The 18339-nt window shown below is 73.0% G+C and carries 13 protein-coding genes; 6 read left to right on the forward strand and 7 right to left on the reverse strand.

Going from position 1 to position 18339, the window contains the following annotated elements:
• Positions 1–43 precede the first annotated feature (43 nt).
• From TK50_RS32410 to TK50_RS29625, 3 genes are all read right to left on the reverse strand, one after another.
• Positions 44–2419 carry an extracellular solute-binding protein gene (locus TK50_RS32410; RefSeq protein ID WP_082106753.1) on the reverse strand — a complete coding sequence of 792 codons (2376 nt, stop codon included), beginning with the start codon at positions 2417–2419 and terminating at the stop codon, positions 44–46.
• On the reverse strand, positions 2416–3387 hold the full coding sequence (locus TK50_RS29620; RefSeq protein WP_043968851.1) for a ribokinase: 972 nt from the start codon (positions 3385–3387) through the stop codon (positions 2416–2418). Before TK50_RS29620 ends, TK50_RS32410 begins: the two co-directional genes overlap by 4 nt.
• A 121-nt stretch (positions 3388–3508) precedes the next feature.
• A complete protein-coding gene (locus TK50_RS29625) occupies positions 3509–4147 on the reverse strand; it encodes an LOG family protein (RefSeq protein WP_052504003.1) in 639 nt (212 codons plus the stop codon).
• Positions 4148–4321: 174 nt separating this feature from the next.
• On the opposite strand from TK50_RS29625, the gene TK50_RS29630 reads away from it, so the two are divergent.
• The 5 genes from TK50_RS29630 to TK50_RS29650 all read left to right on the forward strand — a co-directional run bounded on the left by TK50_RS29630 (position 4322) and on the right by TK50_RS29650 (position 9191).
• Entirely contained in the window at positions 4322–5293 is a 972-nt protein-coding gene (locus TK50_RS29630) for a dihydroorotate dehydrogenase (protein WP_052504004.1), read from the forward strand.
• An 82-nt stretch (positions 5294–5375) separates the two neighbouring features.
• Positions 5376–5825 (forward strand): hypothetical protein, encoded by a 450-nt coding sequence (locus TK50_RS29635; RefSeq protein WP_043968852.1) that lies wholly within the window; start codon positions 5376–5378, stop codon positions 5823–5825.
• 24 nt (positions 5826–5849) lie between these two features.
• Positions 5850–7109 carry a Zn-dependent hydrolase gene (locus TK50_RS29640; protein WP_043968853.1) on the forward strand — a complete coding sequence of 420 codons (1260 nt, stop codon included), beginning with the start codon at positions 5850–5852 and terminating at the stop codon, positions 7107–7109.
• A complete protein-coding gene (locus TK50_RS29645) occupies positions 7106–7960 on the forward strand; it encodes an iron-sulfur cluster-binding protein (protein WP_043968854.1) in 855 nt (284 codons plus the stop codon). Before TK50_RS29640 ends, TK50_RS29645 begins: the two co-directional genes overlap by 4 nt.
• Positions 7947–9191, forward strand: a complete 1245-nt coding sequence (locus TK50_RS29650) for a dihydroorotase (RefSeq protein WP_043968855.1) — start codon at positions 7947–7949, stop codon at positions 9189–9191. The genes TK50_RS29645 and TK50_RS29650 overlap by 14 nt, the downstream gene beginning before the upstream one ends.
• A 38-nt stretch (positions 9192–9229) precedes the next feature.
• Here the strand turns inward: TK50_RS29650 and mmsB are convergent, their stop codons facing one another.
• From mmsB to chvE, 3 genes are all read right to left on the reverse strand, one after another.
• The gene (gene mmsB / locus TK50_RS29655; protein WP_043968856.1) at positions 9230–10483 is read right to left on the reverse strand and encodes a multiple monosaccharide ABC transporter permease; all 1254 of its coding nucleotides are present in this window, start codon (positions 10481–10483) and stop codon (positions 9230–9232) included.
• On the reverse strand, positions 10483–12018 hold the full coding sequence (gene mmsA, locus TK50_RS29660) for a multiple monosaccharide ABC transporter ATP-binding protein (RefSeq protein WP_043968857.1): 1536 nt from the start codon (positions 12016–12018) through the stop codon (positions 10483–10485). The genes mmsB and mmsA overlap by 1 nt, the downstream gene beginning before the upstream one ends.
• A 96-nt stretch (positions 12019–12114) precedes the next feature.
• A complete protein-coding gene (chvE, locus tag TK50_RS29665) occupies positions 12115–13239 on the reverse strand; it encodes a multiple monosaccharide ABC transporter substrate-binding protein (RefSeq protein WP_144420432.1) in 1125 nt (374 codons plus the stop codon).
• Positions 13240–13488: 249 nt separating this feature from the next.
• Between chvE and TK50_RS29670 the strand changes: the two genes are divergently transcribed.
• Positions 13489–14517 carry a serine hydrolase gene (locus tag TK50_RS29670; RefSeq protein ID WP_043968859.1) on the forward strand — a complete coding sequence of 343 codons (1029 nt, stop codon included), beginning with the start codon at positions 13489–13491 and terminating at the stop codon, positions 14515–14517.
• 46 nt (positions 14518–14563) lie between these two features.
• Here TK50_RS29670 and metH read toward each other — a convergent pair whose 3' ends face one another.
• Positions 14564–18208 (reverse strand): methionine synthase, encoded by a 3645-nt coding sequence (metH, locus tag TK50_RS29675; protein WP_277814349.1) that lies wholly within the window; start codon positions 18206–18208, stop codon positions 14564–14566.
• Between the last annotated feature and the right edge of the window lie 131 nt (positions 18209–18339).

Below are 18339 nucleotides of genomic sequence, written 5' to 3' on the forward strand. Positions count from 1 at the left end.
GCCGGGCCCCGGGCGGCGCGACCCGCCGCCCGGGGCGGGCGCGCTACTTGTACTGGGACAGCTGCCGGGCGAGGGCGTCCTGCGCGGTGGCGAGGATCTGCGCCGGGTCGCCGCCGTTGCGGATGTCGGCGAACGCCTTGTTCACGATCGTCTCGAAGTCCACGTACCCCACCGAGGACGGCCGCCGGACCGCGTGCTCGTCGGTGTCGGTGGTCAGCAGGGTGCCGTACTGGGTGGTCTGCCGGGGGGCGATGCCGTCGATGTAGTGGATGTACTTCGGGTACGCCTTCTGGTTCACCGGGGGCAGGTTGAACTTCGTCGACGCGGACGTCGCGCCGTCCGTGGACAGCGACAGGTAGCGGGCGAACTCCTGCGCCGCGGTCGGGTGCTCGCTGACGTTGCTGACCCCGACGGCCCACGAGTCGGTCGGCGTGACGACCTTCCCACCCGCGGCGTACGGCAGCGGGGCCATGCCCCACTTGTCGGCGAGGCCGCTCTTCTGCAGGTCGGTGATGCGGGCCGGTCCGGCGACGTAGAAGGCGACGGAGCCGTTCTTGAACAGGTCGGGCATCTGGGCGGACGCCAGGCCACGGGGGGACAGGCCGGAGGAGTAGAGCTTGCCGTACCAGTCGCCGAAGGCGCGCCACTGCGCGGTGTCGACGGCCGGGGTGAGGTTGCCGTCGCCGGACAGCCCGGCGCCGCCGCCCATCGACATGATCACGGGCTGGAGGGCGTAGTAGGCGTCGACCTGCTCGAAGGCGAAGCCGTACTGGGCGCCGGCGGCCTTGGCCTTCGTGGCGGCGGCCAGGGTCTGGTCCCACGTCCAGCGGCTGGCGTTGTCCGGCCCGGGCTCGGCGATCCCGGCCTTGGCGAGCAGGGCCTTGTTGTAGAAGAGGAAGTTGTCGCTGGTCCACAGCGGGTAGCCGTACTGCTTGCCGTCCCAGGTGACCGAGGAGATGCCGCCCGCGGTCAGGCTCTCCTTCATGGCCGGGGCGTCGGCGGAGACGTCCTTGAGGAAGCCCTGGGCGGCGAGGCTGGGCAGGCGCGGCGGGTCCACCGCGATGACGTCGATGGAGGTGTCCTTCGAGCCGAGCCGCGCCTGGGTCTGCGCCGCGATCTCGGCGAACGGGATGATCTGCACCTCGACGGTGATGTTCGGGTGCTCCTCGTGGAACGCCGCCACCGCCTCGTCGAAGACGCCCTTGTGCGGGGTGACGAACGTGATGGTGACGTCCGCGTTGGGATCGTCGTTGGCGGAGGCGCCGCAGGCGCTCAGCGCCAGGGCGGCGACCGCCAACGAAGCGCCGGCGAGCCGGCCGACCTTCTTTGTCATGGTATGGTCCTCTTTCGATAGGGGGCCCCGGGTGTCGCCACCGACTGCCATCTGAGTCGACACCTGGTGGTTCTCTCTGTGGTGCGTGGTGCAGCCGCAGGAGCGGCGACGGAGGAGTTCGGTGTCGCACACGATGTGCCGCCGCTCCTCCGGGCTCGTGGGTCGGGTCAGGGCGACCGCGTGCCGCGCGATCTCGGCCAGTGGCTGGCTGACGGTGGTCAGCGGCGGCACGCTGAACATGGCCTGTTCGGTGCCGTCGAACGTCACGACGGCCAGGCCGCTCGGCACCGCCACCCCGGCGTCGGCCGCTGCGGCCAGGACGCCGAGGGCCTGCATCTCGTCGGTGACGAGCACCGCGTCGGCCGTGCCGCGCTCGAACAGGGCGACGGCCGCCTGGTAGCCGCCGGCCCGGGAGAACGGCGCCTCGAAGAAGAGGCTCTCGTCGTTGGGCAGGCCGTGCGCCTTGAGGGCCTTGCGCCACCCGCCGATCCGCTCGACGGAGGTGAACAGGTGCGACGGGCCGGCGATGACGGCGATGCGGCGGTGGCCGTGCGCGATGAGGTGCTCGGTGGCCATGGCGGCGCCGTCGAAGTTGTCGACGACGACCGAGGCGATGTCGGAGAACCTGTCCCGTCGGTCGAGGGCGACGACCGGTATCCCGGCCCGGATCGCCGCCTCGACCGGCGAGTGGTGGCCCACCCCGACGTACAGCAGGCCGTCGACCTGACGCTCGACGAAGCTGGTGATCAGCCGGGCCTCGCGTACGGCGCTCTCGGCGGAGTTGCCCACGAGGAGGACCTGCCCCTCCCGGAAGACCTCGTCCTCGATCGCCCTGGCCAGGGCGGAGAAGAACGGGTTGGACACGTCCGGCACGACCAGGCCGAGCACGCCGGATCGGCCGCCGGCCAGTGCCTGGGCGATGGCGTTGGGTCGGTAGCCGGTGCGCTCGATCGCATCGAGGACGCGCTGGCGGGTGGCCGGCGCGACCGCGCGCGGCCCGTCGTTGACGACGTAGCTGACGACCGCCACCGAGGTGCCCGCCTCGCGGGCGACGTCCTGCCGGGTCACCCGGCGTGGTCCGGTCATCGCGGTGCCGCCTCGCGGCGCAGCACGTCGGCGGCCTGCTCCCGGGTCGGGTAGGCCGAGGCGGCGCCGGGCCGGCCCACCGCCAGGGAGGCCGCCGCCAGGCCCCAGCGGGTGGCCTCCGCCAGGGAGTGCCCGTTCGCGAGCGCGGCGGCCAGCGTCCCGGTGAAGCAGTCGCCGGCGCCCGTGGTGTCGGCGACCGTGGCGGGGAACGCCGCCAGGTGGCGTGCCGTCGGCCCGTCCGCGAGGACCGCGCCCCCGGCCCCGAGGGTGACGACGACCGACCGGGCGCCGGCGGCGACGAGCCGGCGGGCCACCCCGATCGCGTCGTCGACGTCGACGACGCGGGCCGGCCCGCCGTCGAGCAGTTCGAGCAGGTCGCCGGCCTCGTGCTCGTTGACCACGAGCGGATCGGCCTGGCGCAGCGTCTCGGGGGCGACCGGGACGACCGGGGCCAGGTTCAGCACGAACCTCGTGCCGGCCGCGCCGGCCGAGTCCGCCGCCCACGCGAGGACCCGGGGCGGCACCTCGCCCTGGACCACCACGACCGTCGGCGGTGCCGCGTGGTCGCGGAGGTTCGCGTCGACCGTGGCCCGGTCGATCCGGTCCACCGGCCCGGGCTCGACGACGATCAGGTTCTCGCCCGTCGCCTCGACCACGACGGTGGCCCGCCCGGTGTGCCGGCCGGGAACGACGCCGACCTGCGCGACCGAGACGCCGTGGGCGACCAGTTGGTCCCGGACGAATGCCGCGCTGGTGTCGTCGCCGACGGCGCCGAGGAGCGCGCAGGACACGCCCATCCGGGCGATGGCCACCGCCTGGTTGGCTCCCTTGCCGCCGAGCCCGTCGCGGGCACCGCCGGAGAGCACCGTCTCGCCCCGCCTCGGCAGTCGGGGGACGTCCAGCGAACGGTCGTGGTGGACCGAGCCGATGACCAGGGCTTTTGGTGTCGCCCGCACCAAGTTGATCATTAGGGCGTTCCTTCCGGCCGGCGTGAGGTCCCGTAATCTACGCGCGTTGAATCGGTGCCGTCAACGGTTGTGGAAGAGTGGTTTCCAAACTGGTTTCGGCTGCTGGCGCGCCGGCCGAAGGTCAGGAGCCGGCGGGCGGCCGGGCGGCCCCGGGTGCTCCCGGCCCGCCGTCGAGGCCGGTCGGCGACCCGGCGCCGGCGCACCCACCCCCGCGCCCGTCCTGCCCGGCCTCGCCATCGCACAGGGCGGCGACGTCGCGGGCGGTGGCGACGGTGGCGACGAGGGCGGCGCGCGGCTGCCGGAGGAATCCCTGGGCGGCCATCTGGTCGAGCTGCCGCAGGAACGGGTCGAAGAAGCCCTGCGCGTCGAGCACCGCGCACCTGGCCCGGGTGAGGCCGAGCCGCCGCAGGTTGACCGCCTCGGTGATCTCCTCCAGCGTGCCGGGGCCGCCGGGCAGGGCGACGACGACGTCCGACAGGCCCAGGATGCGGGCCCGCCGGGCGGGGCGGGAGGTGGCGACCTCCACCCGGGTCAGCCCCGGATGCGGGGTCTCGTCGCCCTCGCCGGGCGGGGCCAGGATGCCGGTCACCCGGGCGCCGTGAGCCAGCGCCGTCCGGGCGGCGAGCCCCATGATGCCGTCCGCGCCACCGCCGTAGACGAACTCGCAACCGGAGTCGGCGAGTGCCGAGACCAGCGACGCCACGGCGGGGTGCAGCTCCTCGCGTCCGCCGGCCGCGCCGCCGTACAGGCCGACCCGCACGGGTCCTCCAAGGGGGTGAGTGGGTGGGGGTGGCCGGGCGGGCGGTCCTGAGGGGCCTGCCGGCGCTGGGCTTGACACGCCCGACGGGGCGGTCGATACTCCGTAGCCTACTTGTGGAAGCAGACTTTCCGCTAGACGGAAAGCTGCGGCGATTGTGTGACCGAGGGAGTTGGAGTGCAGCCACCAGCCCGGGAACCGGGTCCGTCCGACGCCCCCACGGACCCCCTCGGTGCCGACCCCGGCGTCGACCTGTCCGTGCGTATCCGGGGCCTCGCCCTGGCCTCCCCGGTGATGCCCGCCTCGGGCTGTTTCGGCCCGGAACTGGGCCGGCTGCTCCCCATGCGGGAGCTCGCCGCCGCCGTCACCAAGACGGTCTTCCTCCAGGCCCGCGCCGGCAACCCGGCGCACCGGCTCACCGAGATCCCGGCCGGCGTCGTCAACAGCGTCGGCATCCCCAGCCGAGGCCCGCGCGGCTTCCTCACCCACCAGTACCCCGACTACCAGGCGCTGCCCGCGCCGACGATCGTCAGCATCGGCGGCCACGCGCCCGCGGAGTACGAACAGGTCGCGGAGCAGCTCGGCGGGGCCGGAGCCGGATACGAGCTCAACGTCTCCTGCCCCAACCTCGACACCGACGGCCGGGACATCGGGTCCGATCCTGCCGCGCTCTTCGAGACCGTGGCCCGGGTACGGGCGGTCACCGACAAACCGGTCATCGCGAAGCTGCCCGTCATGGTGGCCTCCATCGCCGAGTGCGCCCGCGCCGCCCAGGAAGCGGGCGCCGACGCGGTCTGCGTGGCCAACTCGGTCCCGTCGCTTCCCCTCGAACCCGGCAGCCTGCGGCCGGCGCTCGGCAACCGCGTCGGCGGCCTCACCGGCCCACACATCCGCCCCATCGTCCTGCGGCTCGTCTGGCTCGCGGCCAAGGCCGTCGACGTGCCCGTCATCGCCTGCGGCGGGATCGCCACCGCGGACCACGCCCTGGAGTACCTCTCCGTCGGCGCGTCGGCCGTGCAGGTCGGCACCGCCAACTTCAGCCGCCCCACCGCGATGGTCGACGTCGTCCGTGGCCTGCGCTCCCGGTGCCACGCGGCGGGCGTCACCACGCTGTCCGCCCTGCTGCGCACCGATCTCACGCTCGCCTGACCCAGGGCCGGCGACGTCACGCCCGCCAGCGCAGCCCGCCGCGCCCGGCCGCCGCCGCGCGCCGACCAGGAACGAGGAGACCATGCCCGAACTCGCCGACCTCTCCGCCCTCACCGCGCCGCTGACCCGAACCGACGGCGTCGAACGGTGGTTCGACCTCGGCCACGACCCGTCGGCGTCCATCCGACTCGGCGACGCGCTCGCCGCCGTCCTCTCCGCCCGCGCCGTGACCGCCGTCCTGCACTGGGAAGGCGAGGAGGAGGCGGTGCTCGCCCACGTCGTCGCGGCCGCGATGCGCTCCCGCCGGGTCACCGTCGTCCAGGAACGCGGCCTCCTCTTCACCTCCGCCGACCTGCCCGCCAGCTCGACCGTCGCCCTGGTCACCACGGCGTTCACCAGCGTCCGGGCCCTGGCGCCGGTCGACGCGATGATGCGCGAGCGGGGACACCGGCTCGACTGCGCCATCACCCTGCACCCGCCCCGACTGCACCTGCCGGCCCCGCCGCACGGGCCCGCGCCCGACGGTCACTAGCCCTCTCCGACAGCCAGGAGCACCATGTCCACCCTCGCCACCGTCCCCGCCCTGCAACCGGCCCGGCTGGAGGAGACGCTGCGGCGGTTCGCCGCCCTGTCCGAACCCGGGCCGGGGGTCTCCCGCCTGGCGTACACGCGCCTCGAACGCCAGGCCCACGACCTCTTCGCGTCTCTCCTCGCCGACCTCGGCATCGCCTCGTACACCGACGCCGCCGGCAACACCATCGGTGAGCTGGCACCCGACGCCGAGCCCCGCCCCGGCGCGATCGGCACCGGCTCCCACCTCGACAGCGTCCCGCACGGCGGCGCGTACGACGGGACCGTCGGGGTCGTGGCCGCCCTCGCCGTGGCCGCCGCCGCGAGCGCCGGCCGCCCCCGGCACCGCCCGTGGCGCTTCGTCGCCTTCGCCGCCGAGGAGGGCGCCCGGTTCGGGCAGGCGTGCAACGGCAGCCGCATCGTCGCCGGCCTCACCGGCGCCGCCGACCTGCGCCAGCTCACCGACCGCACCGGCACGACCATGGCCGCCGCCATGACCGAGTGCGGCCTCGCACCGGAGCGGGTCGAGACGGCGCGGTGGGACCCCCGGGACTGGCGGGCCTTCGTGGAGCTGCACATCGAACAGGGCACCGTGCTGGAACACCGGCGGGTGCCCGTCGGGGTGGTCGACACCGTCTCCGGCTCGACCCGGCTGCGCGTCTGCCTGACCGGGGTGGCCTCGCACACCGGCGGCACCCCGATGGAGAACCGCCGCGACGCGCTCGCCGCCGCCGCGGAGTGCGTGCTCGACTGCGAACGGCTGGCGGTGGCCGCCGCCGACGTCAACACCCGGATCACCGTGGGCGCCCTCACCGTGGAACCCGGCGCGATCACCATCATCCCCGGCCGGGTGGTGTTCACCGTCGACGTCCGCGAGACCGACTACGGCCGGCAACGTGCGGCGGCGCACGCCGTCGGCCAGCGGTGCCGCACCGTCGCGGCGCGGCGCGGCGTCGACGTCGAGGTGGAGGAGCTGGCCGACACCCCGCCGGTGGTCCTGTCCCGCGAGGTGGCGGCGGCGGCCCGCGCCGCGGCGACCGCGCTGGGACTGCCCGCCGAGGTGCTGGCCAGCGGCGCGAGCCACGACACCCAGCAGATCAGCCGGCTCATGCCGGCCGGGATCGTCTTCGTCCCCAGCCGCGGCGGACTGTCCCACTCGCCCGGGGAGTTCAGCACCGCCGACCAGATCGCCGCCGGCGCGGCCGTGCTCCTGGAGACCATGTACCGACTGGACGCGACCGCATGACCACGCTGCCACCGGCGGCCGTCCTGGACGTGCTGCCCACCCGTGACCGGCCGACGCCCGCCTGCGATCCGGCCGTCGTCGTCGGCCACACGCCGCTCGCGCCGGCCATCCACCGGCTGGTGCTGCGCGCCGCCCGCGTCGCCGCGACCGCCCAGGCCGGCCAGTTCGTGATGCTCAGCGTGCCACAGGCGGCCGGGGAGCTGATCCAGTTGCCCCGGCCGATGGCCGTGCACCGCCGCCGGCCCGGCGGCGACATCGAGGTGGTCTACAACGTCCAGGGGCGGGGCACCGAGGCGCTCAGCCGGGTCCGGCCCGGCGACAGCCTCCTGGTAACCGGCCCCCTCGGCCGTGGCTTCGACCTTCCCGCCACCGCCGGCCCGTTGCTGGCGATCGGCCGGGGGATCGGGGTGTGTTCGTTCATGACCCTCGTCGAGGACGCCAGCGCCGCCGGCATCCCCAGCACCGTGGTCCTGAGCGCCCGCACCGACGATCGCGTCATCGGCCGGTCCGACTGCGCGGAGCTCGGTGCCGAGGCCCTCGCCGTGACCGACCTCGACGGCACCAGCGCCGTCGAGGCCCTCGACCGCAGGCTGGCCGCCCGGTTCGCCGACCGGGCACCCGGGCTGGTCGTGGTGTGCGGCTCCCACCGGCTGACCGCACTCGCCATGACCCTCGCCAGGCGGTGGCGGGTGCCGCTGCAGGTGTCCGTCGAGGCGCACATGGCGTGCGGCCTCGGCTACTGCCACGGCTGCGCGCTGCCCCGCCCGGCCGACCCGGGGCGGGAGGGCCCCCTCGTCTGTTTCGACGGGCCCGTCTTCGCGGTGCAGGGGAGCCCCGGTGCACCGGCTTGAGGGCGTCCGGCTGACGCCGGACGGGCCGCTGGTCGACGTCACCGTCGCCGACGGTGCGATCGGCGCGATCGAGCCGAGCGGCGGCGGGCCGCCGGCCATCGAACGGATCGTCCTGCCCGCCCTGGTCGACCTGCACACCCACCTGCGGGACCCCGGCCACCCCGAGGCCGAGGACCTCCGCTCGGGTACGGCCGCCGCGGCGGCGGGCGGGTACTCGGACGTGTTCGCCATGGCCAACACCGCACCACCCACCGACCGCGTCTCCCGGGTCGCCGACCTGCTGGCGCGCGTGCCACGGGGGACCACCCGCGTCCACCCGGTCTCCGCGGTGACGCGTGACCTCGCCGGCCGGCGGCTCGTGGACGTGCCGGCGCTCGTCGCGGCCGGGGTGCGGGTCTTCTCCGACGACGGCCGCTGCGTCGCCGACCCCGCCCTGGTCCGGGCGATGCTGGAGGCCTCCCGGGAGCTCGGCGTCGTCTTCGCCCAGCACGCCCAGGACCCCCTCGCCGTCGGGGCCGGCGTCGTCAACGCCCGGGTCGCGGCCCGGGCGGGCGCGGCACCGTGGCCGGCGGCCGGCGAGGAACGCGTCGTCGACCGGGACCTGTCGATCGCCGCCGACACCGGCGGACACCTGCACGTCTGCCACCTCTCCACTGCGGGATCGGTCGAGCTGATCCGGCAGGCGAAACGGTCGGGCGTCCGGGTCACCTGCGAGGTGACACCGCACCACCTCGTCCTGGACGACGAGGCGGCGCTGCGCGCGGGCGGCGCGCTCAAGGTGAACCCGCCGCTACGGGCCGCCGCCGACGTGCTGGCCCTGCGCGCTGCGCTCGCCGACGGCACCATCGACGTCGTCGCCACCGACCACGCGCCGCACCCGCAGGCGACGAAGACGCGCGGGTGGGCCGACTCGGCGTTCGGGCTGACCGGGCTGGAGACGGCCCTGTCCGTCGTCGCCACGGTGCTGCGCGCACCCGACACCGGCCGGGTCGACTGGGCGCGGCTCACCGAGGTGCTCTCCGTCGTGCCGGCCCGCATCGGCGGGATCGCGCACCGGGCGGGGCGGCCCGTGCGGGTGGGGGAGCCCGCCGACCTGTGCGTGGTCGAGACGGGCGTCCGGCCCATCCGCGTCGACCGGCACCGCAGCCGGTCCCGGAACAACCCGTTCGGCGGCTGGACCGTACGCGAGCGGGTCGTCCGTACCCTCGTCGGCGGTCGCGTCGCACACTGACCGCGGCGACCGCCGACGTGACCCCGGGCCCGCAGGCGTCAGCGGGCCGACCCGGCGCGGCGCTTGTTGTAGACGTCGAACGCGACGGCGACGAGCAGCACCAGGCCCTTCACCACCGACTGCATCGACTGGTCGACGCCCATGAGCTGCATGCCGTTGCTCATCACGGCCATGATGAGGCCGCCGACCATCGCGCCCACGACCGTGCCGACCCCGCCGGTGACCGCCGCGCCGCCGATGAACGCCGCCGCGATCGCGTCCAGCTCGAACATGTTGCCGGCGGCCGGCTGCGCCCCGTTGGAGCGCGACGAGTAGATGATCCCCGCCACGGCCGACAGGAAGCCCATGTTGACGAAGACCCAGAAGTTGACGGTCTTCACCTTCACCCCGGAGAGCATGGCGGCGGGAAGGTTGCCGCCGATCGCGTAGACCTGGCGGCCGAACACGGTGCGCCGGGTCAGCAGCCCGTACGCGAGGACGAGCACCGCGAGGACGATCAGCACGATCGGCAGGCCCCGGGCGTGCGCCAGCTGCCAGGCGAAGTACATGACGACCGCGCCCACCAGCACGACCCGGGCGACGAACAGCGGGAACGACTCGACCGGCTGCTGGTAGCGGATGCGCGCCACCCGGGTGCGGAAGCCGCCGACCGCGTACCCGGCGACCGCCACCGCGCCGATGAGCAGAGTGAACGCGTCGAAGCCCTGCCCGCCGAGCAGCCCGTTGAGGAAGCCCGCCGCGATCTGCTGGTATTCGGCCGGGAACGGCGACAGCGAGATGTTGTCCAGCACCCGCAGGGTGAGGCCGCGGAACAGCAGCATGCCGGCGAGGGTCACGATGAAGGCGGGAATGCCGGCGTAGGCGACCCAGAAGCCGTGCCAGGCACCGACGGCGAGGCCGACGGCCAACGCGGCCAGCACGCCGAGCCACCACGGGTGGCCCTGCTGGATGACGAGCACCGCGGAGACCGCGCCGGTGAGCGCGACCACCGAGCCGACCGACAGGTCGATGTGCCCGCCGATGATCACGATGACCATGCCGATGGCGAGCACGAGGATGTAGGAGTACTGCAGGACGATGTTGGTGATGTTGCCCGGGCTCAGCGAGACGCCGTCGGTCAGCACCGCGAAGAGCGCGACGATGACCACGAGGGCGACGAAGATGCCGCTCTGGCGCAGGTTGCGCATGATCAGCGTACGCGGGTCGCTGATGCCGGTGTGCAGGGCGCGGGCGGGGGCGGCCTCGTCGGCCGACGGGCGCTGCCCGGGGGAGGAGGATTTGATGTCGGTCATCAGGCCGGTTCCTTGTCCTTCGCCATGAGCTGCATGAGCTTCTCCTGGGTGGCCTCGCCCGCCGGCAGTTCGCCGGTGAGCCGGCCCGCCGCGAGCGTGTAGATGCGGTCGCACATCCCGAGCAGCTCCGGCAGCTCGGAGGAGATGAGCACGACCGCCTTGCCCTGCGCCACGAGCCGGTTGACGATCGTGTAGATCTCGAACTTCGCCCCGACGTCGATGCCGCGCGTCGGCTCGTCGAGGATCAGCACGTCCGGGTCGGTGAACAGCCACTTCGACAGGACGACCTTCTGCTGGTTGCCGCCGGAGAGCTTGCCGACCGTCGCCATGACGCTGGGCGCCTTGATGTTCATGTCGCGGCGGCTGGCCTCGGCGACCCGGATCTCCTCGTTGTCGTGCACCCAGCCGAGGCGGGCGAGCTTGCGCAGCGCCGCCGCCGAGACGTTGTGGCGGATGTCGTCGATCAGGTTGAGGCCGTACCGCTTGCGGTCCTCCGTGGCGTACGCGATGCCGTTGCCGATCGCCTCGGCGACCGTGCGCGCCCGGATCGGGCGGCCGCGCAGGAAGAGCCGGCCGCTGATGTCGCGCCCGTACGACCGGCCGAAGATGCTCATGGCCAGCTCGGTGCGCCCGGCCCCCATGAGCCCGGCGATGCCGACGACCTCGCCGGCGCGGACGGTGAAGCCGACGTCGTCGACCACCGTGCGGTCCTGGGTGGGGTGGCGCACCGTCCAGTTCTCCACCCGCAGCACCTCCTCGCCGGGGGACGACACCCGGTCGGGGTAGAAGCTGTGCAGGTCGCGCCCGACCATGCCGCGGATGATCCGGTCCTGGGTCACCTCGCCGGAGCGCACGTCGAGCCGCTCGACCGTGCGCCCGTCGCGCAGGACGGTGATCGAGTCGGCGATCGCGGTGATCTCGCCCAGCTTGTGCGAGATCATGATGCAGGTGATGCCCTGGTCGCGCAGCCGTCGCAGCAGGTCGAGCAGGTGCGCCGAGTCGACGTCGTTGAGGGCGGCGGTCGGCTCGTCCAGGATGAGCAGCTTCACCTTCTTCGACAGCGCCTTGGCGATCTCGACGAGCTGCTGCTTGCCGACGCCGAGCGCCGCGATCGGCGTCACGGCGTTCTCGCGCAGGCCGACGGATTCCAGCAGGGCCGTCGCGTCGGCGTTGGCGCGGTTCCAGTCGATGAGGCCGCTGCGTCCGCGCCGCTCGTTGCCGAGGAAGATGTTCTCGGCGATCGACAGGTGCGGCACCAGGGCGAGTTCCTGGTGGATGATGACGATGCCGTGGGCCTCGCTGTCGCGGATGCCGCGGAAGTGCACGGGGTGGCCGTCGAAGACGATCTCGCCGTCGTAGCTGCCCGACGGGTACACCCCCGACAGCACCTTCATCAGGGTGGACTTGCCGGCGCCGTTCTCGCCGCAGATGGCGTGGATCTCGCCGCGCCGCACGGTGATCGAGACGTCCTGGAGCGCCGCCACCCCGGGGAACGTCTTGGTGATGGTGCGCATCTCGAGGATGGTGTCGCTCACGGGCATCCTCCCGCTGTTCGGGTTCGTCGGGGGCGTCGCCGGCCGGGCCGGCGTCCGTCGGGCCCGGGCGACCGCCCGGGCCCGACGGAGACCGGGTTACTTCTTGGCCTGCCCGGCGGCGACCTCCTCGGCCGTCCAGTAGCCGGAGTCGACGAGGACGGACTTGATGTCGTCCTTGAAGACGGTCTGGATCGGTAGCAGGTACGCCGGGACGACCTTGACCTTGTTGTTGTAGGTGGTGGTGTCGTTGGCCTGCGGCTGCTTCTCCTGCAGGAACGCCTCGGCGGCGATGGCGGCCTGCTCGGCCAGCAGCCGGGTGTCCTTGAAGACGGTGGAGCTCTGCACGCCGTCGTTGATGAGCTTGATCGAGGCGATCTCGGCGTCCTGACCGGTCACCACCGGCAGCTTCTTCTTGCCCGAGCCGTAGCCGGCGTTCTGCAGGGCGGTGATGATGCCCCGGGAGATCCCGTCGTACGGCGACAGCACGCCGTCCACCGTGGACCCGTCGTTGTAGCTCGACGTCAGCAGGTCCTCCATCCGCGTCTGGGCGACCCCCTGCTGCCACCGGAGGGTGGCGGCCTGCTCGATCTTCGTCTGGCCGGACTTCACCTTCAGCGTGCCGTTGTCGAAGAACGGCTTGAGGGTGTCCATCGCCCCGCCGAAGAAGTACTGCGTGTTGTTGTCGTCGAGCGAGCCGGCGAACAGCTCGATGGTGAACGGACCGGTCGCCGTGCCCTTGGATCCGTCCTTGTTCTGCAGGCCGAGGCCGACGAGCAGCGCGGTGGCCTGGGCGACGCCGACCTTGTAGTTGTCGAAGCTGACGTAGAAGTCGACGTTGGGGCTGCCGAGGATGAGCCGGTCGTAGGAGATGACCGGGATCTTGGCCTGGGCGGCGGCCTGGAGCTGGCCGGTGAGCGCCGTGCCGTCGATCGCCGCGATGATCAGGACGTCCGCGCCCTGCGTGATCATCTGGTCGATCTGCTGCGACTGGGTGGGGATGTCGTCCCCGGCGTACTGCAGGTCGACCTTGTAGCCCTTGGCCTGCAGTTTCTCCTTCACCGAGTTGCCGTCGGCGATCCACCGCTCCGAGGTCTGCGTCGGCATCGAGACGCCGATGGTCAGGTCGGTGGGCTTCTTGTCGGCGGTGTCGCCGCCTCCGCCGGCCCCCTCGCCGCTGCACGCCGCGATGCTGAGCGCCAGCACGGCGCTGCCGAGTGCCATCAAGAATCTTCTGGACACAGGCTTCCCTCCCAGGACCTCGTGCCGAAAGTGCGGAGCGTGTCCACGCCCCGGTCAGTGTTAGCGCTCACATCAGCCTTGGTCAACATGTTTCGGGAAATGCCGGGGTCACGTTCTCGTAACAGCTCCGACCACTTCGGACCCGGGCCCGCCGGCAGGGTGCCGGCCTGCCGGGACGCCGGCCGATCGACACGTCTGAGACCATCGTGGCCGACCACTGGGGAGGTTCACATGACCAGCAACGTCACCCGTCGGGCCGCGATCGGGCTGGGCGCGGCCGCCGCCGCGCTCGCCGCCACCGGCCGACCCGCCGCCGCCGAGAGCCGGGCGCCGGCCGACCCGGCCACGGGGATCCGCACCCGCAGCAGAGCCGAGGTGATCCGGCAGACCTATCTGCAGCAGAAGGCCGCGGCCGGCGGCGTATGGCACTCGCACATCGCGATGGTCGACGGCTCCGGCGCGCTCGCCACGGTCGTGGCCGACGACGCCGACCGCGTCACGCACGGCTACAGCGTGCAGAAGCTCGCCGTCGCCGTCGCGGTGATGGACAAGATCGATCGCGGGCAGCTGCAGCTGGACCAGCGGCTCGACCTGACCGCCGACATCATCCTCGGCGGCAGCGGCATCTACTTCCTGCAGACCGTCTGGGGCGACCAGGTCACCGTCGCCAACTTCCTCACCGCGATGCTGCTCGTCTCCGACAACACGGCGGTGCGGATGTGCGGCCGGGTGGTGCCGGCGCTGGAGATCAACGACATCCTCGCCGCGAAGGGATTCACCCACACCCGGGTCGAGCCCGTCGCCAACCCGAACCGGTTCTACCTCGGCGTCACCACGCCCCGCGAGACCCACGACCTGCTGTGGCGGTTGGCCAACAAGACCATCGTGAGCCCCCGGTCCGCCGACTTCCTGCTCGGCATCCTGCGCTGGATCAACGGCTACCACGACGGCATCCGGCACACCATGTCCTCGGCCGAGCGCAGCCGGGTCGCCACCAAGTACGGCGCCGACTACGACGACCTGGGCGCGGCCCGGCACGAGGCCGGCATCATGTTCGACCCGGCGGGCGCGCCCACCCTGACGTACGCGCTGTTCGCCGACTCCCTCGGCGACCTGGACAACTACGGGTCGACCCACCCGGCGGTGCGGGCGCACGCGGTCCTCGGCCGGACCATGTTCGACGCGATCTGCACCACCACCAACCGCACCGCCCGCGCCCGGCACCACGTCCCGCCGTTCCGCCCGGTCGACGGCGGCTGACCCCGCGCCGGCCGGGCCCGCTCGACGGCGGGCCCGGCCGCGCCGGTCACGGCTCGTAGGCGAGGTTCGGGCGCAGCCAGCGTTCGACCTCGGCGAGGGCGACGCGACGCCGCGCCGCGTAGTCCTCGGCCTGGTCGCGGCCGATCCGCCCGACCGTGAAGTACCGCGAGTCGGGGTGGGCGAAGATGAGTCCGCTGACGGCGGCCGCGGGCGTCATCGCGTACGACTCCGTCAGGCCGATGCCCAGCGTCTCCGCGCCGAGCAGGTCGAACAGGTCCCGCTTCTCGCTGTGGTCCGGGCTGGCCGGGTAGCCCAGCGCGGGTCGGATGCCCCGGAACCGCTCGGCGTGCAGGTCCGCCAGCGCCGGGGCGGCGTCGGGCTCGAACCAGTCGCGGCGGGCCCGCAGGTGCAGGTGCTCGGCGAACGCCTCGGCGAGCCGGTCGGCCAGCGCCTTGACCATGATGGCGCGGTAGTCGTCGTGCTCGGCCTCGTAGCGGGCGGCCAGCTCCTCCGCGCCGTGCACCGCCACCGCGAAGCCGCCCAGGTGGTCGCCGGCCGGCGCGACGTAGTCGGCGAGGCACCGGTTGGCCCGGCCGGTGGGCTTGGCGGTCTGCTGCCGCAGCATCGGCAGGCGCACCCCGGCGTCGTCGAGGACGATGTCGTCGCCCTCGGCGTGCGCCGTCCAGAAGCCGTACGCGCCCCGGGCGCGCAGCGACCCGTCGGCGATGATCGCGTCCAGCAGGGTGTTGGCGTCGTCGTACAGCTCGCGGGCGACGGGCTGGTCGAGGATCGCCGGGAACTTGCCCTTCAGCTCCCAGGCCAGGAACAGGAACTGCCAGTCGATCATCTCGCGCAGCTCGGTGAGGGACGGCTCGACGACGCGTACGCCGGTGAACGCGGGCACCGGCAGGTCGGCGAAGTCGACCCGCTCGCGGTTGGCGCGGGCCTCGGCGAGGGTGAGCAGCGGCTGGGCGTGCCGGTTGGCGTGCTGCTCGCGTAGCCGCTCCTGCTCGGCCCGGTTGGCCGTGTCGAGGGTCTGCGCCCGGTCGGCGTCGAGCAGGTCGGAGACCACGCCGACGACCCGGGACGCGTCGAGCACGTGGACCGTCGGCCCCTCGTACGCGGGGGCGATGCGCACCGCCGTGTGCTGCCGGGACGTGGTCGCGCCGCCGATGAGCAGCGGGACCCGCAGCCCTCGGCGCTGCATCTCGCCCGCGACGGCGACCATCTCGTCCAGCGACGGCGTGATCAGCCCCGACAGGCCGATCGCGTCGGCGCCCTCGGCCACGGCGGTGTCCAGGATCCGCGCGGCCGGCACCATCACGCCCAGGTCGACGACCTCGTAGTTGTTGCAGCCGAGCACGACGCCGACGATGTTCTTTCCGATGTCGTGCACGTCGCCCTTGACGGTGGCGAGGACGACCTTGCCCTGGCCCTGCCCGGCGGCCCGCTCCTTGGTCATGTACGGCTCGAGGTAGGCCACCGACCGCTTCATCACCCGGGCGCTCTTGACCACCTGCGGCAGGAACATCTTGCCCGCGCCGAACAGGTCGCCGACGACCTTCATGCCGTCCATCAGCGGGCCCTCGATGACGTCGAGGGGCCGGTCGAACAGCAGCCGGGCCTCCTCGGTGTCGGCCTCGACGTGGTCGACGATGCCGTGCACCAGCGCGTGCGTGAGCCGCTCGGCGACGGGCGCGGCCCGCCAGGACAGGTCGACCTCCCGCTTGGTGCCCGACCCGGTCACCGTGGACGCGAAGGTGACCAGCCGGTCGGTGGCGTCGGGCCGGCGGTCGAAGATGACGTCCTCGACCAGTTCGAGCAGGTCCGCCGGGATGTTCTCGTAGACGCCGAGCTGGCCGGCGTTGACGATGCCCATGTCCAGCCCCGCCCGCACGGCGTGGAACAGGAACGCCGAGTGCATCGCCTCGCGCACCACGTCGTTGCCGCGGAACGCGAACGACAGGTTGGAGATGCCGCCGCTGGTGCGCGCGCCGGGGCAGCGGGCCTTGATCAGCGGCAGGGCGTCGATGAACGCCTTCGCGTAGCCGTTGTGCTCGGCGATGCCGGTGGCCACGGCCAGCACGTTCGGGTCGAAGATGATGTCCTCGGGGGCGAAGCCGGCCTTGCCCACCAGCAGGTCGTACGCCCGCCCGCAGATCTGGACCTTGCGCTCGGTGGTGTCGGCCTGGCCCTGCTCGTCGAAGGCCATCACCACGACGCCCGCGCCGTAGTCGCGGATCGTCCGGGCCTGGGCGAGGAACGGCTCCTCGCCCTCCTTCAGGCTGATCGAGTTGACCACGCCCTTGCCCTGCACGCACTTCAGGCCCGCTTCGAGCACGCTCCACCGGGAGCTGTCGATCATGATGGGGATCCGGGCCACCTCGGGCTCGGTGGCGATCAGGTTGAGGAACGTGGTCATCGCCCGCTCGCTGTCGAGCAGGTCGGCGTCCATGTTGACGTCCAGCAGGTTCGCGCCGCCGCGCACCTGCTCGACGGCCACGTCGACCGCGCCCTGGTGGTCGTCGGCCTCGATGAGCCGGCGGAACCGCGCCGAGCCGGTCACGTTGGTGCGCTCGCCGATCATCACGAACCCGGTGTCCGGCCCGATGGTGAACGGCTCCAGGCCGCTGAACCGGGTCGCCGGGGTCTCCCGGGCGACCGGCCGTGGCGACATGCCCCGCACCGCCGCCGCGATCCCGGCGATGTGCGGCGGGGTCGTCCCGCAGCAGCCGCCGACGATGTTGACCAGGCCGTCACCGGCGAAGCCGCCGAGCAGCGCGCCGATCTCCTCCGGCGTCTGGTCGTAGCCGCCGAACGCGTTGGGCAGCCCGGCGTTGGGGTGCGCGGCGACATAGGTGCCGGCCAGCCGGGACAGCTCCGCCACGTGCGGGCGCATCTCCGCCGCGCCGAGCGCGCAGTTGACGCCGACGACCAGCGGCTCGGCGTGCGCGACGGAGCGCCAGAACGCCTCCACCGTCTGCCCCGACAGCGTGCGGCCGCTCAGGTCCACCACCGTGACGGAGATCCACAGCGGCAGGTGGGGGGCCGCCTCGCGGGCCGCCGCGATCGCCGCCTTCGCGTTGAGCGTGTCGAAGATCGTCTCCACCAGCAGCAGGTCGACCCCGCCCTCGGTCAGCGCCGCCATCTGCTCCGCGTACGCGGCCTTGACGTCGTCGAACGTGACCGCCCGGTACGCCGGATCCTCCACCCGCGGCGACAGCGACAGGGTGACGTTGAGCGGGCCGACGGAGCCGGCGACGAACCGCCCGCCCGCCTCGTCCGCGGCCTGCCGGGCGAGCTGCGCGCCGCGCACGTTCATTTCGCGTGCCAGCGCCTCCAGGCCATAGTCGGCCTGCCCGATGCTCGTGGCGGTGAACGTGTTGGTGGTGGTGATGTCGGCCCCGGCCGCGAGGTATTGCCGGTGCACGTCCAGGATCAGGTCGGGGCGGGTCAGGTTGAGCAGGTCGGGGTCGCCGGTGACGTCGCGGGGATGGTCGTCGCCGATCAGGTCGCCCCGGTAGTCGGCGGGGGAGAGCTTCGCGCCCTGCAGCATCGTGCCCCAGGCGCCGTCGAGCACCACGATGCGCTCGGCCAGCAGCCGCCGCAGCGCCGCAACCGCACCTGAACCGTCGACGGACGAAACCACACCGACCACCCCCGAAGTCTCGGAGGCGCCCTTGGTCCACATGCTCCCAGGTCGAGCGTGGCGGGCCGGGCCCGTCGCAGCGCCTCTCGGCCTGGTAACGGGAGACTACCGGATACCGGCCCAGAACCGTCGAATCGTTCCCACCCAGTGCGACGGCTCGGTCGCCACTAGGC

It is taken from the genome of Micromonospora haikouensis (genome assembly GCF_000876225.1).
GTDB classification, from domain to species: Bacteria; Actinomycetota; Actinomycetes; order Mycobacteriales; family Micromonosporaceae; genus Micromonospora; species Micromonospora haikouensis.

What these genes read in the sequence shown, in the direction of transcription:
- TK50_RS32410 (WP_082106753.1), bottom strand. Translation starts at nt 2,419, where the DNA reads ATGACCGGACCACGCCGGGTGACCCGGCAGGACGTCGCCCGCGAGGCG.
- TK50_RS29620 (WP_043968851.1), bottom strand. Translation starts at nt 3,387, where the DNA reads ATGATCAACTTGGTGCGGGCGACACCAAAAGCCCTGGTCATCGGCTCG.
- TK50_RS29635 (WP_043968852.1), top strand. Translation starts at nt 5,376, where the DNA reads ATGCCCGAACTCGCCGACCTCTCCGCCCTCACCGCGCCGCTGACCCGA.
- TK50_RS29640 (WP_043968853.1), top strand. Translation starts at nt 5,850, where the DNA reads ATGTCCACCCTCGCCACCGTCCCCGCCCTGCAACCGGCCCGGCTGGAG.
- TK50_RS29645 (WP_043968854.1), top strand. Translation starts at nt 7,106, where the DNA reads ATGACCACGCTGCCACCGGCGGCCGTCCTGGACGTGCTGCCCACCCGT.
- mmsB (WP_043968856.1), bottom strand. Translation starts at nt 10,483, where the DNA reads ATGACCGACATCAAATCCTCCTCCCCCGGGCAGCGCCCGTCGGCCGAC.
- chvE (WP_144420432.1), bottom strand. Translation starts at nt 13,239, where the DNA reads ATGGCACTCGGCAGCGCCGTGCTGGCGCTCAGCATCGCGGCGTGCAGC.
- TK50_RS29670 (WP_043968859.1), top strand. Translation starts at nt 13,489, where the DNA reads ATGACCAGCAACGTCACCCGTCGGGCCGCGATCGGGCTGGGCGCGGCC.
- metH (WP_277814349.1), bottom strand. Translation starts at nt 18,208, where the DNA reads ATGTGGACCAAGGGCGCCTCCGAGACTTCGGGGGTGGTCGGTGTGGTT.